Genomic DNA, 20,934 nt, shown 5'->3' with positions numbered 1-20,934 from the left:
CGGGATCTTGTGGTTATGGTCACGCGGGGTCGCGGCTAAAGCCCCTCCCACAAGGGCGCCTCGATTTCCGTGGGAGGGGCTTTAGCCGCGATTGATCTAGTCAGGGGTGAAAGGGCGCGGCCTCCTGCACCTCGATGATCAAAGGGCGATGTTCGGGTGCGCTACGCAGCAGCTCGGTCAGATGTGCATGGTCACGCGCACGCTCGGCGGCGCAGCCAAAGCCACGGGCGATGGCGACGAGATCCGGGGTGTAGATATCGACGCCGATTGGCTCGATGTCGCGGCGCTGCATATAGCGCTTGATCTCGCCATAGCCGGCGTTGTTCCACAGCAGCACGATGATGCCGACCCGCGCTTCCACGGCGCTGGCCAGCTCGGCAATGGTGAACTGGATGCCGCCGTCACCCATCAGGCTGATCACCGGCCGCGCCGGCTCGGCCAGCTTGGCACCGATGGCCGCCGGCAGGCCGTAGCCGAGGGTGCCGTAGCCGGTGGAGGCGTTGAACCAGCGCCGCGCACCGTCCAGTTCGACCAGATGGTTGCCGCTGTACACGGTCTGCGTCGAGTCGCCGACGAAGCGGGCGTCGGGCAGCGCATCGAGGATGCAGTCGAACAGCTGGCGGTAATGTGCCCAGCCGCTGAAGTCTTCGTTAAGGCGCGCCTGTACGGCCGCGGTACGCCGGGCGCCGGGGCTGTTCGCGTTGGCTTCGCGCGGGTCGAACTCGGCCAGCAGCATGCGCATGGCCACGCGCGCATCGCCCTGGATTGCCAGGTGTGGGGTGAAGTTTCGCTGCAGTTGCTGGGCATCGATGTCGATGCGGATCAGTCGGCCGGGCAGGCGGAAGTCGCCATCGAACACCACGTCGTAGTCGGTCTCGCCCAGCTCGGTGCCGATGGCCAGCACCACGTCGGCCTCCAGCGCCAGATCGCGCACTGGGCGCAACGACTGGTTGCTGCCCAGCAGCAGCGGATGACCCGGCGGGAGCAGGCCCTTGGCGTTGATGGTCAGCGCGGTCGGCATATCCAGTGCAGCGGCCAAAGCGCGGGCTTCAGCCTCGGCGGATACGCAACCGCCACCGAGCAGCAGAAGAGGGCGCTCGGCTTGTCTGAGCAGGCCGGCGGCCTCTCGGATCAACGTGCGGTTGGGCGCTGGGCGGCGCACCGTCGGCTGTGGCGCCAGGGTCATGTGCGTGGCGTCGGCGGTGATGATGTCCAGCGGCAGCTCGATATGCACCGGGCGTGGCCGCTCGCCTTCGAACACGGCGAAGGCGCGGGCCAGCACGCCAGGCAGTTCCTCGACGCTCATCAGCGTATGGCTGAAGGCGCTGACTCCGGCGGTCATCGCCCGCTGGTTGGGCAGCTCGTGCAGATAGCCCTTGCCGAGCCCCAGGCGCGCGCGTTCGTTGACGCTGGAAATCACCAGCATCGGGATCGAGTCGGCGTAAGCCTGGCCCATGGCGGTGAGGATGTTGGTCATCCCCGGGCCGGTGATGATGAAGCACACACCCGGCTTGCCCGAGACGCGTGCATAACCGTCGGCCATGAAACCGGCGCCCTGTTCGTGACGCGGGGTGACGTGGTGGATGCTGCTCGATGGCAGGCCACGATAGAGCTCGACGGTGTGCACGCCGGGGATGCCGAACACGGTGTCGACGCCCCAGGCTTCCAGTTGTTTGACGAGAAATTCGCCGCAGGTGGTCATGTCATGGATCCTGTGTGGGACGGGAGACCCTCATCCCCGGCCCCTCTCCCGGGGGGAGAGGGGAGGGAATGGATTAGCCGACGATCCAGTGCGCCATCAGTGCGATGATCGGCAGGGTGATCAGGGTGCGGATGATGAAGATGACGAACAGCTCCAGCAGATTCAGTGGCAGCTTGGCCTTGATGATCAGCACGCCGACCTCGGACATGTAGATCAGCTGGGTCAGCGAAACGCAGGCCACCACGAAGCGCGTCAGCTCGCTCTCGATACCCTTGCCCAGCACTGCCGGCAGGAACATGTCGGCGAAGCCCACCAACATCGCTGGCGCTGCCTTAGCGGCTTCCGGCAGTTGCAGCAGTTCGAGCAACGGCACGATGGGAGCGGACAGCCAGTTGAAGATCGGAGTGAACTCGGCGATGGCCAACGATACCGTGCCAATGGCCATTACCAGCGGCAGCAGGCCCAGCCAGATGTCGACCACGTTGTGCACGCCGATCTTCACCATCTGTGCCGGCGAGGGGTTGGCGTTGGCGCGCTGCACCGCCTGGGCCAGGCCCCAACGCAGCAGCGAGGTGCCGGCCGGCACGTCTTCCTTGATTTGCTTGCCGACCCCGACGATGTACTCGTCCTTTTTCCATGACAGCGGTGGAATACGCGGGGTGATGATGGCGGCGGCCAGACCGGCGACCACCACGGTCAGGTAGAAGGGTACGAACAGATGGTCGAGCTTCATGAAGCTGGTGATCAGCAGGCTGAAGGCAATCGAGGCGATGGAGAAGTTGGTGGCGATCACTGCCGCTTCGCGGGCGCTGTAGAAGCCCTTGTGGTACTGCTGCGCGGTGATCAGCACGCCGACGGTGCCGGAGCCGAGCCAGCTGGCGATGGCGTCGATGGCCGAGCGTCCGGGCAAGCCGAAGATCTTGCGGAACACATTGCGCACCAGGGTGCCGCAGAACTCCATCAGGCCGTAGTCGGTCAGCAGCGGCAGGATCAGGCCGGCGACCAGGAAGAAGGTGATCAACACCGGTGCCAGGTCTTTCAATACCACCCCGCCGGTATTGGCGTTCCACACCCATTCCGGGCCGAATTGCCAGAACGTCATGGCCGCGAACAGCCCGCCGAGCACGCGCAGGGCGAGCCACAGCGGCGGCAGCACGAACAGGTCGTTCAGCGCGCGACGCTCGGTGAGCCAGCGTGGCTTGAGCAGGCTGCCGAACAGACCGAGGACGGCGGAGAGCAGCAACAGGGCGGTGGCGATGGCAGGCAACTGATCGCTGACGGCAGCCTTGAGTGCGTCAGCCATGACGCCGAGGCCGATGGTGACCTTTTCTTCGTAAACGATGGGGGTGAGAAACAGCAGTACGCCGAGCAACGAGGGGATCAGGAAGATCAGTAACTGACGCACGCTGTAGGAGGTATCGGTCGGTGGCTGGTCATCCAGCAGCGGCATGGATTCTTCGCGATTCATCTGGGCACCCTGATTTGTTGTTGTAGGGATGTACCGGGCGCCTCGCGGGGCGCCCGGGCGGAGCAGTAAAAGCCGGCGGTCAGCGACGCTGAACCCCCGGAAGCACGCAGAGCATTTCGTACAGCAGGTTGGCGCCGAGCAACGAGGTGTTGCCGGTGGTGTCGTAGGGCGGCGAGACCTCCACCAGGTCACCACCTATCAGGTCCAGGCCCTGGCAACCACGGATGATCTCGATGGCCTGGATGGTGGTCAGACCGCCGATTTCCGGGGTGCCGGTGCCGGGCGCCCAGGCCGGGTCGATGCCGTCGATGTCGAACGACAGGTACACCGGGCCGCCGCCGACCTTCTCGCGCACTTCGGCCATCAGCGGCTCCAGCGACTTGTGCCAGCACTCCTCGGCCTGCACCACACGGAAGCCCTGCTTGCGGCTCCAGTTGAAGTCCTCGGCGGTGTAGCCCTGGGCGCGCAGGCCGATCTGCACCACACGCTGGCTGTCGAGCAGGCCTTCTTCCTGGGCGCGACGGAAGGTGGTGCCGTGGGCGATCTTCTCACCGAACATATGGTCGTTGACGTCGGCGTGGGCGTCGATATGCACCAGTCCGATCTTGCCGTACTTCTTGTGCAGGGCACGCAGGATCGGCAGGGTGATGGTGTGGTCGCCACCCAGGGTCAGCGGCTTGATGCCGAGTTCGACGATCTCGTCGTAGGCTTCCTCGATGATGCGCACGGCGTCGAGCAGGTTGAAGGTGTTGATCGCCACGTCGCCGATATCGGCCACGTTCAGCGAGTCGAAGGGGGCGGCACCGGTGGCCATGTTGTACGGGCGGATCATCACCGACTGGGCGCGGATCTCGCGCGGGCCGAAGCGGGTGCCGGAGCGCAGCGAGGTGCCGATGTCCAGCGGCACGCCGACGAAGGCGGCGTCGAGCTGGCGTTTTTCCTCGGGGCTCTGGATATGCGGCAGGCGCATCATGGTGGCGATGCCGCCGAAGCGGGGCATTTCATTGCCGCCCAGGGGCTGGTGGAAGGTCTTGTCCATGGGTGGGCCTCAGGCTCGTTCTGGTTGTGGCCGGAGTCTTGACCGGCCAGGCGCTGGGAAAAATCGGCTGGGGCAAAAACTTACTTCAGAATTGTTTGAAGTAAAGCTGTAAGCCCCGTGCCAGCTGCGTTGACTGGCGGCGCAAATGATCCAGGTGCGCACAGCGCACCCTACTGTTGGTAGCTGGGGTCGAGGCGATCGAGCTTGCGCAGCCAGGCCTGCCACAGCAGTTGGCGCTGCCATTGCGCGCCCTGTAGTTGCTCGCAGGCATGCTGCGACAGGTGCGCCGGAATCTCGCTGCAGGGCTGGCCACCGCCGGTGGCGGCGAGCTGGATCTCGCAGGCGCGGTTCAGGTAATACATGACGTAGAAGGCATCGGCGACGCTGGCGCCGACGCTGAGCAGGCCATGGTGGCGCAGCAGCAGGGCGATGTTGTCGCCCAGCGACGCCTGGATGCGCGCACGTTCGTCCAGATCCAGTGCCACGCCCTCGTAGGCGTGGTAGCCCAGGCGCTGGTGAAACTCGGTGCTGATCTGGTTGAGCTGCAGCAGGCCGGCGTCTTGCGCCGCCACCGCCATGCCGGCCAGGGTATGGGTGTGGATCACGCAATGGGCGTCGTCGCGTGCCATGTGCACGGCGCTGTGGATGGTGAAACCGGCGACGTTGTAGTCGGCGTTGCCCTCGACCACCTTGCCGTGCATGTCCGCCACGATCAGGTCGCTGGCGCGAATTTCCTCGAAGAACAGGCCGAAGGGGTTGATCAGAAAATGCGGCTCGCCGTCGCCCGGCAGGCGCACGGAAAAGTGCGTGTAGAGGGTGTCGTCCCAGCCGAACAGGGCAGCCAGGCGGTAGGCCGCAGCCAGGTCGCGGCGCAGGGTGGCGATATCGTTCATGCGTTCTCCAGGCCGATGAAGCGGCGTACGCGTTGGTGGTCGCCGGTGCGGATGGCGTCGGGCGAGGCGTCGAGCTGGACAAGACCGTCTTCCATGAACAGCACGCGGTCGGAGATCGACAGGGCGAAGTCCATCTCGTGGGTGACGATCAGCATGGTCATGCCTTCGCGGGCCAGGTCGCGGATCACCGCGAGCACGTCGCCCACCAGCTCCGGGTCAAGCGCCGAAGTGGGCTCGTCGAACAGCATGATGTCCGGCCGCATGGCCAGGGCGCGGGCGATGGCCACGCGCTGTTGCTGGCCGCCGGAGAGCTGGTGCGGATACTTGTCCGCGTGGGCCAGCAGGCCGACCTTGTTGAGCAGCGCCAGGGCTTGCCGGCGCAGTTCGGCGGTATCACCCAGGCCGTGATAGCGCGGCGCGAGCAGGACGTTGTCAAGAATGGTGCGGTGCGGGAACAGGTTGAAACTCTGGAACACCATGCCGATGCGCCGCACGCCTTCGCGCTGGCGACGGTTCTCGGGGCGGTCGCCGGCCTGGATGAAACTCTCGCCGAACAGCACGATCTCGCCTTCGTCGATGCTTTCCAGGCCGTTGACGGTGCGGATCAACGAGGTCTTGCCGGAGCCGGACGGGCCGATGATGGAGATCACCTCGCCAGGCTGCACGCTCAGGTTGATGCCCTTGAGCACATGGTGGTCGCCGTAGTGCTTGTGGATGTTACTCAGGTACAGCGCCGCCGGAGTACCTGGCTCACGAACCCGGGCGTTGCCGGTCGCCACCTGTGGCAGGCCGCTGCGCAGCTTGGCCACCTGGGCCTCGCCGAAGGTGCCCGGCTTGCGCCTGCCAAGGTCGAGGTGGCGCTCCAGGTACTGCAGGCCCCAGCCGAACAGGCTGACGATCAGCACGTAGTAAACGGCCACGGCGCCGAGGGTTTCCAGTACCAGGAAGTTCTGCGCGTAAAGGCGCTGGCCGACCAGCAGCAACTCGCTGAGGGAGATCACCGAGACCAGCGAGGTCAGCTTGACGATGGTCACGTACTCGTTGGTCAGAGTCGGCAGGGCGATGCGAAAGGCCTGCGGCACGACGATCAGGCGCTGCGTACCAAGCCGGCCAATACCCAGGGCGCGGGCGGCCTCGCGCTGCCCTTTGGCTACCGACAACAAGCCACCACGGTGGATTTCGGCCATGTATGCCGCCTCGGTCAGTACCAGGGCGAACAGACCGGCGTAGAACGGGTTGGACAATACCTTGCCGCTGGCCGGCATCAGTTGCGGCAGGTTGTAGACGAAGATCAGCAGCACCAGCAGCGGCACGCTGCGAAAGAACCACACGTAGATCGCGGCTGGTGTGCTGAGCCAGCGACTGGCGGCTTGCTTGGCACTGGCCAAACCGAAGCCCAGCACCAGGCCGAGCAGCCAGGCCAGGCTGCTGAGTTTCACCACCGTCCAGCACGCCGCCCAGAAGGCCGGCATGGAAAACAGGGAGAAGAAATAGCTCCATTCAAACGGCATATGGGGCTCCTGTGACTCAAGCCGAAAAGGGGCAGGCCGGATCAAGGATCGGCCTGTGGGGTGAAGCGGTCATTCAACGCAGCGGCCGTGGGCGAGTCATGACGACATGACTCGCCCACGGACTTACCTCAGGCTTCTTCCAGGTTGTATTTCTTCAGCAGTTCGGCGTATTCGCCGCTGGCCTTGAAGTCGTCCAGCGCGGTTTTCAGGGCGTCGAGCAGTTGGGCGTTGCCCTTCTTCACGTAGATGCCCAGTACCTGCGGGTAGATCGAGCCCTTGGAGCTGATGGCGATGCGGCCACGGGATTTTTCGACGATCAGCAGCGAGGCGGCGTCGATCTCCAGGTGCGCCTGGATATGGCCGGAGAGCAACGCCTGGGAGGTTTCCGAGGTGGTCGGGTACTGGTTGATGGTGATGGCGCCGGCGCCCTGTTCCTTGCAGTAGCCGTCGGAAACCTTCTGCAGTGCCGGAATCCACGAAGTGCCCTGTTGCAGGCCGACGGTCAGGCCGCACAGCTCTTCGGGGGTGGCCGGTTTCTTCTCGGCGTCGCTGCGCACCATGATCGCTGCGCCGGTCTTGGCGTAGGGAATCGCGTCGGCTTTCTCCAGGCGCTCGGGGAGGATGTACATGCCGGAAATGATGGTGTCGAAGCGGCCGGCGTCGAGGCCGAGGATCAGGTTGGGAAAGGTGATGTCGCTGAAGCTCGCCTCCAGGCCCAGACGCTTGGCCAAGGCTGCGGAAACCTCCGGGTCGAAGCCTTTCACCTTGTCGCCTTCGTAGTATTCGAACGGTGGGTAGGTAATTTCCATGCCCACCTTCAGCTCGCCGCTGGCAATAGTCTTGGGCGTTTCGGCGGCGTGGGCGGTGGCGAACAGTCCGGCGAGGGTGCAGGCCAGAGCCAGGGCGGTGGTGCGCAGCGGTTTACGGGTTGTCATTGTTAATCTCCGGATCAGGGCTTGTATTGGCAGCGTGGAAAGTCACAGCGCACTCGGCTGGTGCTTCAGGTGGCCAAAGCTGGACGGTGCGCGGGCGCGTTCGGGCAGCTGCAACTGGCCGTCCTCGACGCGCTTCTTCAGGTATTGGTAGGTCTGCAGCGCCTGGCTCCACATGTGTTCGCCGATGCTGATGGTTTCGTAGCGCTGGCCGGTGGCTTCGAACTGCGGCAGCGGGCGGATCTGCGTGTGGTAGTCGCAGGCATAGAAGAACGGGAAGGAGTAGCGCTCCTGGCTGACCTTGCGCACGCGGTGTGAGGTGGCGACGAAGGTGCCGGCGCTCATCACCTCGAGCATGTCGCCGATGTTGACGACGAAGGTGCCCTCGCGCGGCGGTGCGTCGATCCACTGGCCGAGGTCGTTCATTACCTCGAGCCCCGGACGGTCGGCGAGCAGGATGGTGAAGCACTCGTAGTCGGTGTGGGCACCGATGCCGGGTGCATCATGAGCATCGCCGTCGTAGGGGTAGTGGATCAGACGCAACTTCGAAGGCGGGAAGTTGGCCATCTCGTCGAAAGTGTTTTCCGGCACGCCGAGAGCCAGGGCGAAACCGCGGAACAGCGTGCGGCCGAGCTGGAAGATGCGCGCGTAGTAGGCCTGCACCGCCTCCTTGAAATTAGGCAGAGTGGGCCAGTCGTTGGGCCCCAGCAGCGGCGTGCCGGCCAGTACCAGCGGGTTGTTGGCGGGGACTTCGAAGCCGATGTCGAAGGCTTCCTTGTGGTCCGGCTTACCGGCGCCGTAACGCTCCTCGCCCTCGGGCACGAAGCCCTTGTGGCTGGCCGATGTGCCGATGTAGTGGTGCATCTTGGCGTCCAGGGGCTGGGCGAAGTAGTCCTCGGCGGCGCGGTGCAGGCCATCGATCAGCGTCTGCTCGATGCCATGGCCGCTGATGTAGAGAAAGCCCACCTCACGGGCGGCGCGACCCAGGTTCTCGGCCACGGCCAGGCGCGCGGCCGGGTCGCTGCTGAACAGGCCGGCGATGTCGACCACGGGGATTTCGGTGAAATGCTTGGCGTTGCTGTTCATCACGATTCCTCAGCGACTGGTGAAACGGTGGAAGTGCTGGCGCTCGCAACGCGCCATCCACTGGTTGAGCTGCCACAGGTCGGCCACCGGCACGTCGGTGAAGGGCAGGTGGTGCAGGTAGCCGTCCGGGCCGAATTCGGGGGTCAGGGTGGTGGTCTGCAGGCCGCGTTTTTCCTGGCTGCTCCAGATGCTTTCCCAGTGACGCTGGTGGAAGGCCAGCACCTCGGCGTACTCCGGCGCGCCGGGGTGCGGCACCTGTGGGCCCTGGTCATAGCCCACGCGGGCCTGGATGTGGTCGACCCGCTCGATGAAGGCCGAGAGGTCGTCGGCGGGGTCGTCGAGCAGGCGTTCGCAAGTCACCAGCCAGTGGCTGATATCGCTGGTGAAGCGCAATTCGGGCACCTGGCGGATCACGTCGAGGGTGACCCAGGGGCTGTACAGCGAGCGGCCGCGATGAATCTCGAAGCACACGCGCAGACCGCAGGCCAATGCCAGTTCGGCGGCGCGACCGAAGAAATCGACCTGTTCGCTCAGCGCCCAGCGATCATTGCCGGGCAGTACGTTGACCAGGCGTGGGCTCAGCTCAGCGGCCCAGTCGAGCTTCATGCGCAGGTCTTCGAGGTGTACCTGCGGGCTATCGCTCTGGCGCGGCAGAACCGGCGTGGAGGTGAACAGGGTGGCGATATAGGGGACGTTCTGCTCGCGCAGCAGACGGGCATTGATGGCGCGCTGCGCGGCGGTCTCGGGGATGCGCGCTTCGATACCGTCGAAGCCGGCACCGAGCGCTTCGTCGAGCGCTTGCTGCCAACTGCCGCGATAACCCCAGAGGGTGCGGAAGATTTCCAGTCGCATGGCCGTCTCCTGGAGAGGGCGAAGGTCAGCGGCAGATTGGCAAGGGGCGTGATGTGGCGCCCGGTGGCGTGCGGTTCGAGCCGGCGCCTGGTTATGGCTGCATTGTTGGCTCAGCCTGGGAACGGGTTAAATCGCATCGAACAAATACTTAGTTCAGTTATTGCTGAACTATTGATACGCCTTGCACTGCCCCGAATTTCATCCGTGCTACGACGCTATCGGCCCGTAGGGTGCGCCGCGCGCACCTGTTGTTTCGCCGGTCTGTGCCTAGAGCAGGGCGGTGTAGTCTTGTAGCCCGGATGCAATCCGGGGAAATAGGCTGGCTGTTGTCCCGGATTTCATCCGGGCTACATTTGCTGGATGTGCCAGGCCAGGGCAGGGCGCTACACTGGCGCTCCGTTCCTCTGCCGTGCGCCGCCATGTCCCTCGCTTTACCCGACCTGAAACTGCTGAAGATCTTTGTCGCCGTGGTGCGTCATCAGGGCTTCGCCGCCGCGCAGCAGGAACTCAATCTTTCCCCGTCGGCCATCAGTACCTACATGAGCCAATTGGAAAGTCAGCTCGGCATCGTGCTCTGCCATCGCGGCCGTGGCGGCTTCAGCCTGACCAGCAAGGGCGAGCTGTTTCACCAGGAAACCCTGCGCCTGCTCGGCGAACTGGAAGGTTTCGAGCGTTACTCGGCGGCGCTCAAGGGCGAGTTGCGCGGCACCCTCAACCTCGGCGTGCTGGACTCCACTGTCAGCGATCCGGCCCTGCCGCTGGCCGAGGTGATCGGCGCCTACAGCCAGGAGCACCCGGGCGTGCATCTGCACCTGTCGGTGATGAGCCCTTATGAGCTGCAGCTGGCGGTGCTGGACAACCGCCTGGACCTGGCCATCGGCGCCTTTTCCACGCGCATGAACGGGCTGGTCTACCAGCCGCTGTACCGCGAGCAGCACTGGCTGTATTGCAGCGAGCGGCATGCGTTGTTCGAGCAGAGGCGGATTCCTGAGGAGCTGATCACCCAGCAGCGCATGGTCGGTCGTGGCTACTGGAGCCAGGCCGAACTGGCCCGTCATGGTTTCAAGCACAGTGCGGCTACCGTGGAGTCGATGGAGGCGCAGCTGATTCTGGTGCTCTCAGGCGCCTACATCGGCTATTTGCCGGAGCACTACGCCCAGCCCTGGGTGGATCACGGCAAGCTGCGGGTATTGCTGCCAGCGGTATTTGGCTACCAGGCACCGTTCTCGCTGATCCTGCGCCGGGGACGTACTCGCGAGCCACTGATTCAGACTTTTCGCGACTTGCTCAAGACGCAACTGAATCAAATCTGAAACAGGGTCGTCTTTCTCCTTCGAAAGGCTTAGAGCCCACAACTGGCGCGGTTATTAGGCTGTGCTAGTACTTATCCATACGTCTGTACCAACATCAATTCGAACAGGGAAGCCTCGATGCGCCAGAACCTGCCCGTGACTCAGCGGGAAAGAACCTTCCCCGCTGATGAACGCCTGATTTCCACCACCGACCTCAACAGCAAGATCACCTACTGCAACGACGCCTTCGTCGAGATCAGCGGCTTCACCCGCGAGGAGCTGGTCGGCCAGCCGCACAATCTCGTGCGCCATCCGGACATGCCGCCGGCGGTGTTCGGCCATATGTGGGACACCATCAAGCAGGGCAAACCCTGGATGGGCATCGTCAAGAATCGTTCGAAGAATGGCGATTTCTACTGGGTCAGCGCCTACGTCACGCCCGTCTACGAGAACGGCCGGGTTTCGGGCTACGAGTCGGTACGCTCACTGCCAACCGAGGCCCAGAAGCGTCGCGCCGAAGCGCTTTATGCCCGGCTGCGGGCTGGCAAATCACCCGTGCCGAAGCTGGAATACTGGACGTACGATGTGGTGCGTTCCTGGCCGCTGATCGCCGCGTCGCTGCTGATCCTCGCGGCGCACTGGGTGGTCTCTGGCTGGCCGCTGATGGCTTTTATCGTGCTGACGCTGTTCGCGCTGGGATCCTACCAGCTTTATCGGACCCGGCAGCTGATCCGCCGCACGCTGGCCGAGCATCCGAAAGCCTTTACCAGCGGCCTGGTGGCGCTGACCTACAGCGACAACCGTGGTGCCCAGGCGTTGCTGGATATGGCGATGATCAGTGAGGAGGCGCGACTGCAGACGGCCTTGACGCGGCTGGAAGATGCTGGCGAGAACGTCAAGAAGCGCGCCACGCAGTCCGCCGAGTTGTCGCAATCCAGCGCACAGATGCTCGATCAACAGCGTGCCGAGACCGATCAATCGGCCACGGCCATCAACCAGATGGCGGCGACCATTCAGGAAGTTGCACACAACGTGCAGAACACCTCGCACGCTGCCGAAGAGGCTGATCGCCTGGCACGTGAGGGGCGCGATCTGGCTGTAGGTAGCCTCGATTCCATGCGCCAGATGGCCAAGGCGGTCAACGATATTGGCCAGGCAGTCAACGAGCTGGCCAACTCCACGCAGTCCATTGGCAGTGTGGCCGACGTGATCACCTCGATTGCCGAGCAGACCAACCTGCTGGCGCTCAACGCCGCCATCGAGGCCGCACGGGCAGGGGAGCAGGGCCGCGGTTTCGCGGTAGTGGCCGATGAAGTGCGTTCGCTGGCTTCGCGTACGCGCCAGTCCACCGAGCAGATTCACCAGATCATCGCCGACTTGCGTGCAGGGGCCGAGCGTGCGGTGGTCACAGCGGGCAAGGGCGAGGACATTTCCCGCGGCAGTGTGCAGAGCGTGGAGTCGGTACGCGACGCGCTGGAGGGCATCAGCTCGGCAGTGACGCGCATCACCAGCATGAGCCAGCAGATGGCGGCGGCTTCCGAAGAGCAGAGCCACGTGGCCGAGGACATCAGCCGGCAGATCACTCGTATCGCCCAGCTTTCCGATCACAGTGCCGGGCAGGCGCATCAGGGCGCGGCCATCAGCCGCGAGCTGGAGGAAATGGCCGATTACCTGCACAGTCTTGCGGAGCGCTTCAACCGCTGATCCCTGGCGCGGATGCAGTCTGGGGGGGGCCGGATTGCATCCGGGCTACGCGAGCCCGAGCCGTTCTGGCACACTGCGCGGCATGCCTCGTCCGACCTGCTCCCGCTGCCAGCGCCCGCTTGGCCATTGCCTCTGCCCGCTGATTCCCGACCTCGAGAGTCGCACTCGTGTGCTTGTCCTGCAGCACCCGAGCGAGGTCGGCCATGCCCTCAATACCGCTCGCCTGGCTACGCTTGGGTTGCGCCATGCCGAGCTGCGCGTCGGCGAGGTATTCGATGACCTGCCGCAGTTGCTCGCCCAGCCTGATTATCGAGCCTGCCTGCTGTTTCCTGGCGCAGAGGCTGTCGCCCTGACAGGCTACGCGTCCAAGGAGAAACCGCTGCTGTTGGTGGTGCCCGACGGCACCTGGCGCAAGGCGCGCAAACTGCTGCACCTCAATCCCCTACTGGCGGCATTGCCGCGAGTCAGCCTGAGCGCCGCAGCACCCTCGCGCTATCGCCTGCGCAAGGCTCCAGCAGAAGGGGCGCTGTCGACCATCGAAGCGATCGTTGCCGCGCTGGATGTGCTTGAGGCGCCACGGCGTTTCGACGCGCTGCTGCGGCCCTTCGATGCGCTGATCGAAGGCCAGATCGCGGCGATGGGAGAAGAGGTGTTCACCCGCAATCACCAGCGCTAGGGCGGTGCGCACGGCGCACCCTACGATATCGCTTCGGCCTTGTAGCCCGGATGCAATCCGGGGAAGTTGTGCGTCTCGACAATCAATCCCGGATTGCATCCGGGCTACGCGCGTGCACGGCAGGTATTCAACGTTCGCGCATGGCTTCCGAGCGCGCCTTGAGTACGGGCTTGAGCAGGTAGGCCAGCACGCTCTTCTCGCCGGTGATGATGTCCACCGTGGCGACCATGCCGGGGATGATCAGCAGTGGCTGTTCCTCGCTACCGAGGTGGCTTTTGTCGGTGCGCACATGGATCAGGTAAAAGCTGTTGCCTTCCTCGTCGGTGATGGTGTCGGCGCTGATCAGTTCGAGGTTGGCCTTGAGTCCGCCGTAGATGGTGTAGTCGTAGGCAGTGAACTTGACCATGGCTTTCTGGCCCGGATGCAGGAAGGCCACGTCCTGCGGGCGGACCTTGGCCTCGATCAGCAGGCTGTCGTCCAGCGGCACGATCTCCAGCATGTCGCTGCCCGGCTGCACCACGCCGCCGATGGTGTTGACCTTGAGCTGCTTGATCACCCCACGCACTGGCGAGGTGACGGTGGTACGGGTCACCTTGTCCTGGATGGCAACGCTGGTGGCGGTGATCTTCTTCAGTTCGGTGCGTAATTCGTTGAGCTCCTTGAAGGCCTCGGCGCGGAATGCCAGCTCGGACTCCTCCATCTTGCTCCTGATCTCGCTCATCGCCGCTTCGGCGCGCGGGATGGCCAGGTTGGTGGCCTCCAGTGAGCCGCGCACTTCCACCACGCTGCGGCGCAGACGCAACACTTCGACCTCGGAGATGGCGCCTGAGGCCACCAGCGGCTGCGACATGTTCAGCTCCTGCTGCAAAAGGCCGAGGCTGGAGCGGTATTGCTGGGCCTTGGAGCGAAATTCGGCGAGTTCCTGCTCCTTCTGCCGCAGTTGCTCGCCCAGGGTGCGTTGCTCGCTGCGCAAGCGCTGCTGGCGCGAGCGGTACAGGGCCAATTGATCTTCGGCCAGCTGTGGCGCGTCGCGGGTGATTTCCTCGGGCAGCTGCGGTTCGCGCCCTTCGGCCTCTGCGCTCAGTCGTTCGAGACGGGCGATCAGTGCCAGCCGATCCGCTTCGGTTTCCCCGCGATTGGATAGAAAACGTGTGTCATCCAGCCGCAGCAGGGTATCGCCCTTGTTTACCACCTGGCCTTCGCGCACAAAGATCTCACTGACGATGCCGCCCTCCAGGTTCTGGATCACCTGCACCTTGCTCGACGGGATGGCCTTGCCTTCGCCGGTGGTGACCTCTTCCAGCACGGCGAAATTCGCCCAGACCAGCGCTGCCAGCAGGCAGGCGCTGACCACCCAGATCGTGGCGCGGCTGAGCCAGGGCGAGTCCTCCAGAATGGCACCTTCGACTTCCGGCATGAACTCGGTGTCCTGACGTTTCTCGCGCAGGCTGCTGAAGTAGTTGCCGAGGCTCTGGGTCGCTTGCATCGCTCGTCGCTCCTACAGGCTGGCCGGGCCGACGCGGCCCTTGCGCAAGGCTTCGATCACCGCTTCCTTCGGCCCGTCCGCCACCACATGGCCGTTGTCCAGCACGGCCAGGCGATCCACCAGGCTGAGCATGGAGGCGCGATGGGTGATGAGGATCAGCGTCTTGCCCTGCACCCACTTGTGCAGGCGCTGGCGCAGCAGGTCTTCGCTGGTGTTGTCCATGGCGCTGGTGGGTTCGTCGAGCACCAGGATTGGCGGGTCGAGCAACAGTGCGCGGGCCAGCAACACGGCCTGGCGCTGGCCACCGGACAGCAACTGGCCGCGTTCGCCTACCGGGCGTTCGAAACCCTGCGGATGCTGGCGTGCCAGGTCCACCACGCCGGTGAGCTCGGCGACTTCGAGCATGCGCGCGTCGCTGATGTAACGGGCGCCGAGGGTCAGGTTGTCGCGCAGACTGCCGGCCAGCAGTGGCAGATCGTGCGCGACGTAGCCGATCTGGTGGCGCAGGTCGGCTACGTCGAGTTGGCGCAGGTCGAGGTTGTCGAGCAGGATCTGCCCTTCGTCGGCACTGTAGAAGGCCATCAGTAGACGCGCCAGAGTGCTCTTGCCCGAACCGCTGCGACCGATGATGCCGAGGCGCTCGCCAGCGCCCAGGCGCAGGCTGACGTTGGTCAGCGCCGGTGCGTTCTGGCCGGGGTAGGTGAAGCTGATTTGCCGGATTTCCAGGGCGCCCTTGAGCTGGGTGCGATCCAGCGGCCGCTGCTTGTCCTGACGCTCCTGCGGCAGGGCCATCAGGGCATCGGTGCTGGTCATGGTCAGGCGTGCCTGCTGGTAACGGGTGATCAGCCCGGCGATCTGTCCCAGTGGGGCGAGGATGCGGCTGCCGAGCATGTAGCAGGCCACCAGCGCACCGACACTGAGGTTGCCGGCGATGATCAGATAGACCCCGGCGACTATGGTGGCCATGCCGGCGAACTGCTGCAGGAACAGGGTGCCATTGGTGGCCAGCGAGGCGAGGAATTTTGCATGGCCGTCCAGACGAGTGAGGGCGCCATGGGTTTGCTCCCATTGGTGCTGGCGCTCGCTTTCGGCGCCACAGGCCTTGAGCGTTTCCAGGCCACCAAGGGTTTCGATCAGCAGTGCCTGGCGTTGCGCGCCGAGCTGCAGGCTCTTCTGCACGGTATCGCGCAGGCGTATCTGGATGATGTAGGCGAACAGCGCGGTGATGGGGAAGGCCAGCAGCGGGATGAATACCAGTGGCCCGCCGATAAGCCCGATCACCAGCAGCATCAGCAGGGAGAAAGGCAGATCGATCAGGCTGGTCAGCGTGACCGCAGTGAGAAAATCGCGCAGTCCCTGAAAATCATGGATGCTTTGCGCGAAGCCGCCCACGGTGGCTGGCCGTGCCTTCATCGACATGCCGGTGATGCGCTCGAACAGGGTGGCCGACAGCACCACATCGGTTTTCTTGCCCGCCGTATCCAGCAGGTGTGCGCGCAGCACCTTGAGCAGCAGTTCGAAGCCGGTGCCGATAAACAGACCAATGGCCAATACCCAGAGCGTCGCGGTCGCCTGGTTGGGCACCACGCGGTCGTAGGTCTGCATCACGAACAGCGGCACCATCAGACCCAGCAGGTTGATCAGCAGGCTGGCCAGGACGGCATCGGTGTAGAGCCAGCGCGACAGCTTGAGGGTGTCGCGGAACCAGGCTTCGATGCGTGGCACCAGCGGTGTGCGGGCCTCCTCCAGCTGATGTCGCGGGCGGGCAAAAAAGGCCCGGCCGCTGTACTCGGCGGCCAGTTGTTCACGGCTGACCCATTGTTCACCGCCATCGGTCTCGCAGGGCAGGATCTGCGCCTGCTGCTTCGGCCCCCACTGGCGCAAGACCGCACAGCGACCGTCCTTGAGCAACAGCAGGACGGGCAGGTTGAGGGCGGAAATGCTGGCAAGGTCGCGCTGCAGCAGGCGACCCTGCAGCCCGGCCCGTGCCGCAGCACGCGGCAGCAGGTCGGGGCTCATGCGTTGCTCCGGCATGGGCAGGCCAGCGCTGAGGGTGCCACGGCTGGCCGAGCAGCCGTGTAGCCGGCAGAGGATCAACAAACCATCCAGCAGCGGATCGTCGTGGCTGAGTCGCGGGTCACTGGCCGCCCCTGGCAGTTCCATGGTGGTCAATTTCTACTACTCCTCAAGCCGGTACTACTTCATATCCGGCAAACGTGCCTCGCTCTTCACTTCAGTGAGGGCTACAGCTTCCGCCGGGACCACGACCTGTTGCTGACGCAGCAGATCACCCATTGCCGCAACGACGCGGTACATCGAGAACTCTTCGCCATAGCGCACTTCGGTGTAACGGCGGTTGGCGGTGAACAGCTCGTTTTCGCTGTCGAGCAGGTCGAGCAAGGTGCGTTGACCCAGGCTGAACTGCTGCTGATAGGCCTCGCGAACCCGTGAGGTGTAGTCCGCGTAATCACGTGCCTTGGGTGTTTGCAGGCGTGCGTTTTCCATGGCGTTCCAGGCCAGCGAGAGGTTCTCGTTGAGCACGCGCAGCGCGTTGTTGCGGATGTCCATCGACTCGTTGATCTGGTGCGCCGCCGACTGCAGCCGGGCCTTGTCGCGCATGCCGTTGAACAGGTTGTAGTTCATCACCACCGCGGCTCGCCAGGTGTTGTAGTGACCCTCATCGCCCTGCACGTTGTCATCGGCCGATGTCGCCAGCTCCAGATCGAAGCGCGGGTAGAAGGGCGACTTGGCGACCTCGTACTGCTTCTCGGCGGCGTGGACGTCAGCCTGTGCCGATTTCAGGAATGGGTTGTTGTCCATCACGGTTTGCCGCGCGGCGAGCAGATCGGCGGGCATGCCGCCTTTGATCGAAGTCGGGCTTTCCAGCTGGTCCGGCAGGCGGCCCACGGCGCTGAAGAAGTTGGCTTCGGCATCGGCCAGGTTGACCTCTTCGGTGTAGAGGTTGTTCTGCGCCAGTGCCAGGCGAGCTTCGGACTGGTCCAGGTCGGCAGTGCTGCCAACGCCCTGGCGGCTTCGCAAACCGATCTGATCGTTGATGCGCTGGTGTGCCTGCAGGTTGTTGCGGGCCAGGGTGACCATCTCGCGACGCATCAGCACATCGAGGTACACCTCGACGGTGCGCAGGGCCAGGCTTTCGGAGGTGCCGAGCAGGCGATAGGCCCGCGAGTTCACCACGGCCTCGGTACGTGCCACTTCATTGGGTGTATTGAAGCCGTCGAAGAGCATCTGTCTCAGTCGAAGTTCGGCATCGCGGTAATTGAGTGTCTCCTTGTTGTGATCGCCCAGTGCGCGGGTACTGGGGCTGTCCGTCTGCTCGCGACCGTAGCCGACCAACAGGTCGACCGTTGGGAGATATCCCCCTTTCGCGAATTTCACGTCCTCATCCGATGAGAGTCGGCTATTGGCGGCTGCGTGGATTTCCGGGTGATTGTCCAGCGTGCTTTGAATCGCTTCCGAGAGATTCATGGCGTGCGCCTGGCTGCAAACAGTCGCCAAAAGCATGGCGCTCCATAGCGGGGTCAAGGTGCGCATTGGCGTTTCTCCTGACTGAGTTCTTATCCTGTCGCCATTAAAATGGCGTTTTTGCCTGTAAAACCGTTTCAGGCTTGTAACATCAGAGCTAAGAACAACTTTTGGAGAACCTAAGATGTTTTTTTCACAACCTATATTCAGAAAAAATCTTATGAACTCTGCGAAAAGCAGCACATTGTTTGAACCTGTGAGCTGCGCAAACCCTCATTTTCCGTGGGTTTTGCAGCTGAAATGGGTTGTCAGGCATCACAGGGCGGGGATTCATCTGATGGAGTAGTTCGACGCAGGTTGTAGTGACATTTTTTTGTCATTAGCGTTTTTTGGATTTTGCGCCGTTCCATTTCAATCAGCTGTCTTGGGTTTCTCCTCGGCTTCGAAAAGGTGTTCTGACCCTTTCGGTAGGTACGTGTCGGCGGTGGTCGGCAGCCGTAGTGAGGATGGAATCATGGCTACTCTTATTGGTGTCGTCAGTCAGGTTGTCGGCGAAGTGTTCGCGGTAGCGAGCGACGGATCGCGCCGGCCGATCAGTGAAGGAGACCGGGTCTACGCGGGCGAGCAACTGGTAACCGGCGCCTCTGGCGCGGTGGCCATTGCCATGACCAACGGCCAGCAACTGACTCTTGGGCGCGACAGCAGCATGACGCTCGACGCGCAGATGCTTGCCGCCAGTCCCGACTCGCAGACTCCGACGGCCGATGCGCCGCCCCCCGTTCCCAGCGATAGCGATCTGACCGACGTCGAGCGACTGCAGGCGGCGATCGAGGCCGGCGTCGACCCGACCCTCGAAGGTGAAGCCACCGCCGCCGGCCCGGGTGCGGGTGGTGGTGCAGGCGGCGTCGGTGGCGGCCACTCCTTCGTGCTGCTCGGCGAGGTCGGCGGCGCACTCGACCCAGTGATAGGTTTCCCTACCTCAGGGCTCAGCACCGGCCCCGAATTCCCCGATGGCGAGCCGATTGTCGATCCGGATGACGCGGTGGTACTCGAGGTCGACGGTGCCCCTACCGGGGGCGAGGCCATCAATGCAGTCGACGAAGAGGGGCTGCCGGGTGGTATTGCCGGTGGTCCAAACGATCTGGCCGGCGAAGACACGGCGGTCATCGGCACCCTGGGCTACAGCTTCGGCCCCAATGGCATCGGCAGCTTCGCCTGGAGCAGTGAAGGGCTGGCGGCGCTGGGAATCAGCTCGCAGGGCGTTTCGCTGACTTACAGCGTCAGCGCCGATGGTTTGACCCTCAGCGCCTTTGCCGGCGACACGCTGGTATTCACCCTGCAGCTCACCGATCTGGCGGCTGGCACCTACGAGTTCAGCCTGTTCGCCCCGCTTGACCATGCCGCACCGGAACCTGGCGGCAGCGACGAGAACGACCTGTTCTTCCTGCTCGGCTATAGCATCACCGACGGCGCCGGCAACACCGCTGCCGGCAGTCTGACGCTGGGCGTCGACGACGACACCCCAGAACTGCAAGGCGTACCGGGCGAACGCCCGAGCGTAGGCGGCCTGGTGCATGAAGACGCGTTGGACAATGGCAATGCCGAAGGCGGCCAGACCCTGACGCTCAGCGGCGGGCCCGGCACCCTGGACGCCCTGGTCAACTTCGGCGCCGACGGGCGCGGCAGTTTCTCCCTTAGCGGCAGCGCCGAAGCGCTCGACAGCCTGATCGCCCTGAGCCTGACCTCGGGCGGTGTGGCGCTGGCCTATTCGGTTTCCGCCGACGGCACGACCTTGATTGCCACGGCGGGCGGTAACCCGGTGTTCACCCTGGTGGTCAACCCGGACGGCAGCTACCTGTTCACCCTGCAGGGCCCGCTGGATCATCCGGAGGCCGATGGCATTGACGCGGAAACCCTGGGCGATAACAGCCTGGCGCTGGATTTCTCCGGAATTCTGCAAACGACCGATTTTGATGGCGACGCCGTGGCGGGTGGTTTCGACGCCGGCAGCTTCATCATCGATATCGAGGACGACGTGCCTGTATTGGTCGGCGCCCCGGGCGAACGGCCCACGGTGGGCGGCCTGGTGCATGAAGACGCGTTRGACAATGGCAATGCCGAAGGCGGCCAGACCCTGACGCTCAGCGGCGGGCCCGGCACCCTGGACGCCCTGGTCAACTTCGGTGCCGACGGGCGTGGAGGCTTCCAGCTGAGCACCGCCCCGGGTGCGCTGATCGGCCTGCAGGACCTGGGCCTGACCTCGGGCAATGTCGAGCTGTTCTACGCCGTCTCGGCCGACGGCAGCACCCTGACGGCGACGGCCGGCGAGGGCGGCGCACCGGTGTTCACCCTGGTGGTCAATCCGAACGGCAGCTACCTGTTCACCCTGCAGGGCCCGCTGGATCATCCGGAACCCGATGGTATCGACGCGGAAACCCTGGGTGACAGCAGCCTGGCWCTGGATTTCTCCGGYSTGCTGGTGGCCACCGACGGTGACGGYGAYCCGCTGATCGACGGTTTCGACGCCGRCAGCTTCGTCATCGATATCGAGGACGACGTGCCGGTACTGGTCGGCGCCCCGGGCGAACGGCCCACGGTGGGCGGCCTGGTGCATGAAGACGCGTTRGACAATGGCAATGCCGAAGGCGGCCAGACCCTGACGCTCAGCGGCGGGCCCGGCACCCTGGACGCCCTGGTCAACTTCGGTGCCGACGGGCGTGGMGGCTTCCAGCTGAGCACCGCCCCGGGCGCGCTGATCGGCCTGCAGGACCTGGGCCTGACCTCGGGCAATGTCGAGCTGTTCTACGCGC

General features: G+C 64.2%; 14 protein-coding genes and 2 pseudogenes. 5 read left to right on the top strand and 11 right to left on the bottom strand.

Features of this window, described 5'->3' with window-relative positions; genetic code table 11:
* Positions 1-100 precede the first annotated feature (100 nt).
* The 8 genes from INS93_RS20285 to INS93_RS20250 form a co-directional block, all read right to left on the bottom strand.
* Positions 101-1,702, bottom strand: a complete 1,602-nt coding sequence (locus INS93_RS20285) for a 5-guanidino-2-oxopentanoate decarboxylase (protein ID WP_192985235.1) — start codon at positions 1,700-1,702, stop codon at positions 101-103.
* 73 nt (positions 1,703-1,775) lie between these two features.
* On the bottom strand, positions 1,776-3,170 hold the full coding sequence (locus tag INS93_RS20280; RefSeq protein ID WP_192985233.1) for a YjiH family protein: 1,395 nt from the start codon (positions 3,168-3,170) through the stop codon (positions 1,776-1,778).
* 79 nt (positions 3,171-3,249) lie between these two features.
* Entirely contained in the window at positions 3,250-4,209 is a 960-nt protein-coding gene (gene speB / locus INS93_RS20275; RefSeq protein WP_072424662.1) for an agmatinase, read from the bottom strand.
* 170 nt (positions 4,210-4,379) lie between these two features.
* Complete coding sequence (locus INS93_RS20270; RefSeq protein ID WP_226945644.1) at positions 4,380-5,102, bottom strand: class II aldolase/adducin family protein; 723 nt, start codon at positions 5,100-5,102, stop codon at positions 4,380-4,382.
* Positions 5,099-6,613, bottom strand: a complete 1,515-nt coding sequence (locus INS93_RS20265) for an amino acid ABC transporter permease/ATP-binding protein (protein ID WP_192985231.1) — start codon at positions 6,611-6,613, stop codon at positions 5,099-5,101. The genes INS93_RS20270 and INS93_RS20265 overlap by 4 nt, the downstream gene beginning before the upstream one ends.
* A 128-nt stretch (positions 6,614-6,741) precedes the next feature.
* Positions 6,742-7,548 carry an ABC transporter substrate-binding protein gene (locus INS93_RS20260; protein WP_192985229.1) on the bottom strand — a complete coding sequence of 269 codons (807 nt, stop codon included), beginning with the start codon at positions 7,546-7,548 and terminating at the stop codon, positions 6,742-6,744.
* A gap of 42 nt (positions 7,549-7,590) precedes the next feature.
* Positions 7,591-8,631: an isopenicillin N synthase family dioxygenase gene (locus tag INS93_RS20255; protein ID WP_192985227.1), complete on the bottom strand. Its 1,041-nt coding sequence runs from the start codon at positions 8,629-8,631 to the stop codon at positions 7,591-7,593.
* 9 nt (positions 8,632-8,640) lie between these two features.
* On the bottom strand, positions 8,641-9,483 hold the full coding sequence (locus INS93_RS20250; RefSeq protein WP_192985225.1) for a sugar phosphate isomerase/epimerase family protein: 843 nt from the start codon (positions 9,481-9,483) through the stop codon (positions 8,641-8,643).
* 419 nt (positions 9,484-9,902) lie between these two features.
* Between INS93_RS20250 and INS93_RS20245 the strand changes: the two genes are divergently transcribed.
* The 4 genes and pseudogenes from INS93_RS20245 to INS93_RS20235 all read left to right on the top strand — a co-directional run bounded on the left by INS93_RS20245 (position 9,903) and on the right by INS93_RS20235 (position 13,155).
* Positions 9,903-10,796, top strand: a complete 894-nt coding sequence (locus tag INS93_RS20245) for a LysR family transcriptional regulator (protein WP_192985223.1) — start codon at positions 9,903-9,905, stop codon at positions 10,794-10,796.
* 117 nt (positions 10,797-10,913) lie between these two features.
* Positions 10,914-11,195: pseudogene (locus INS93_RS25160) on the top strand (PAS domain-containing protein); the annotation flags it as partial.
* A gap of 309 nt (positions 11,196-11,504) precedes the next feature.
* A pseudogene (locus tag INS93_RS25155) lies at positions 11,505-12,479 on the top strand (methyl-accepting chemotaxis protein); the annotation flags it as partial.
* Positions 12,480-12,561: 82 nt separating this feature from the next.
* Entirely contained in the window at positions 12,562-13,155 is a 594-nt protein-coding gene (locus INS93_RS20235; protein WP_192985219.1) for a tRNA-uridine aminocarboxypropyltransferase, read from the top strand.
* Positions 13,156-13,282: 127 nt separating this feature from the next.
* Here INS93_RS20235 and INS93_RS20230 read toward each other — a convergent pair whose 3' ends face one another.
* The 3 genes from INS93_RS20230 to INS93_RS20220 are packed head-to-tail and all read right to left on the bottom strand — an operon-like array spanning position 13,283 to position 18,193.
* A complete protein-coding gene (locus INS93_RS20230; RefSeq protein ID WP_160016768.1) occupies positions 13,283-14,641 on the bottom strand; it encodes an HlyD family type I secretion periplasmic adaptor subunit in 1,359 nt (452 codons plus the stop codon).
* A 12-nt stretch (positions 14,642-14,653) separates the two neighbouring features.
* Positions 14,654-16,804 carry a type I secretion system permease/ATPase gene (locus INS93_RS20225; protein WP_192985348.1) on the bottom strand — a complete coding sequence of 717 codons (2,151 nt, stop codon included), beginning with the start codon at positions 16,802-16,804 and terminating at the stop codon, positions 14,654-14,656.
* Positions 16,805-16,837: 33 nt separating this feature from the next.
* A complete protein-coding gene (locus INS93_RS20220) occupies positions 16,838-18,193 on the bottom strand; it encodes a TolC family outer membrane protein (protein ID WP_192985217.1) in 1,356 nt (451 codons plus the stop codon).
* 445 nt (positions 18,194-18,638) lie between these two features.
* Here INS93_RS20220 and INS93_RS20215 point away from each other — a divergent pair.
* Positions 18,639-20,934, top strand: a 2,296-nt coding sequence (locus tag INS93_RS20215; protein WP_192985215.1) for a retention module-containing protein, incomplete at its 3' end; no start/stop codon positions are given.

This window comes from Pseudomonas sp. EggHat1 (genome assembly GCF_014892995.1).
GTDB classification, from domain to species: domain Bacteria; phylum Pseudomonadota; class Gammaproteobacteria; order Pseudomonadales; family Pseudomonadaceae; genus Aquipseudomonas; species Aquipseudomonas chaetocerotis.
Note: the sequence above shows the minus strand (reverse complement) of the source record. Positions and strands in the feature narration are given on the sequence as shown.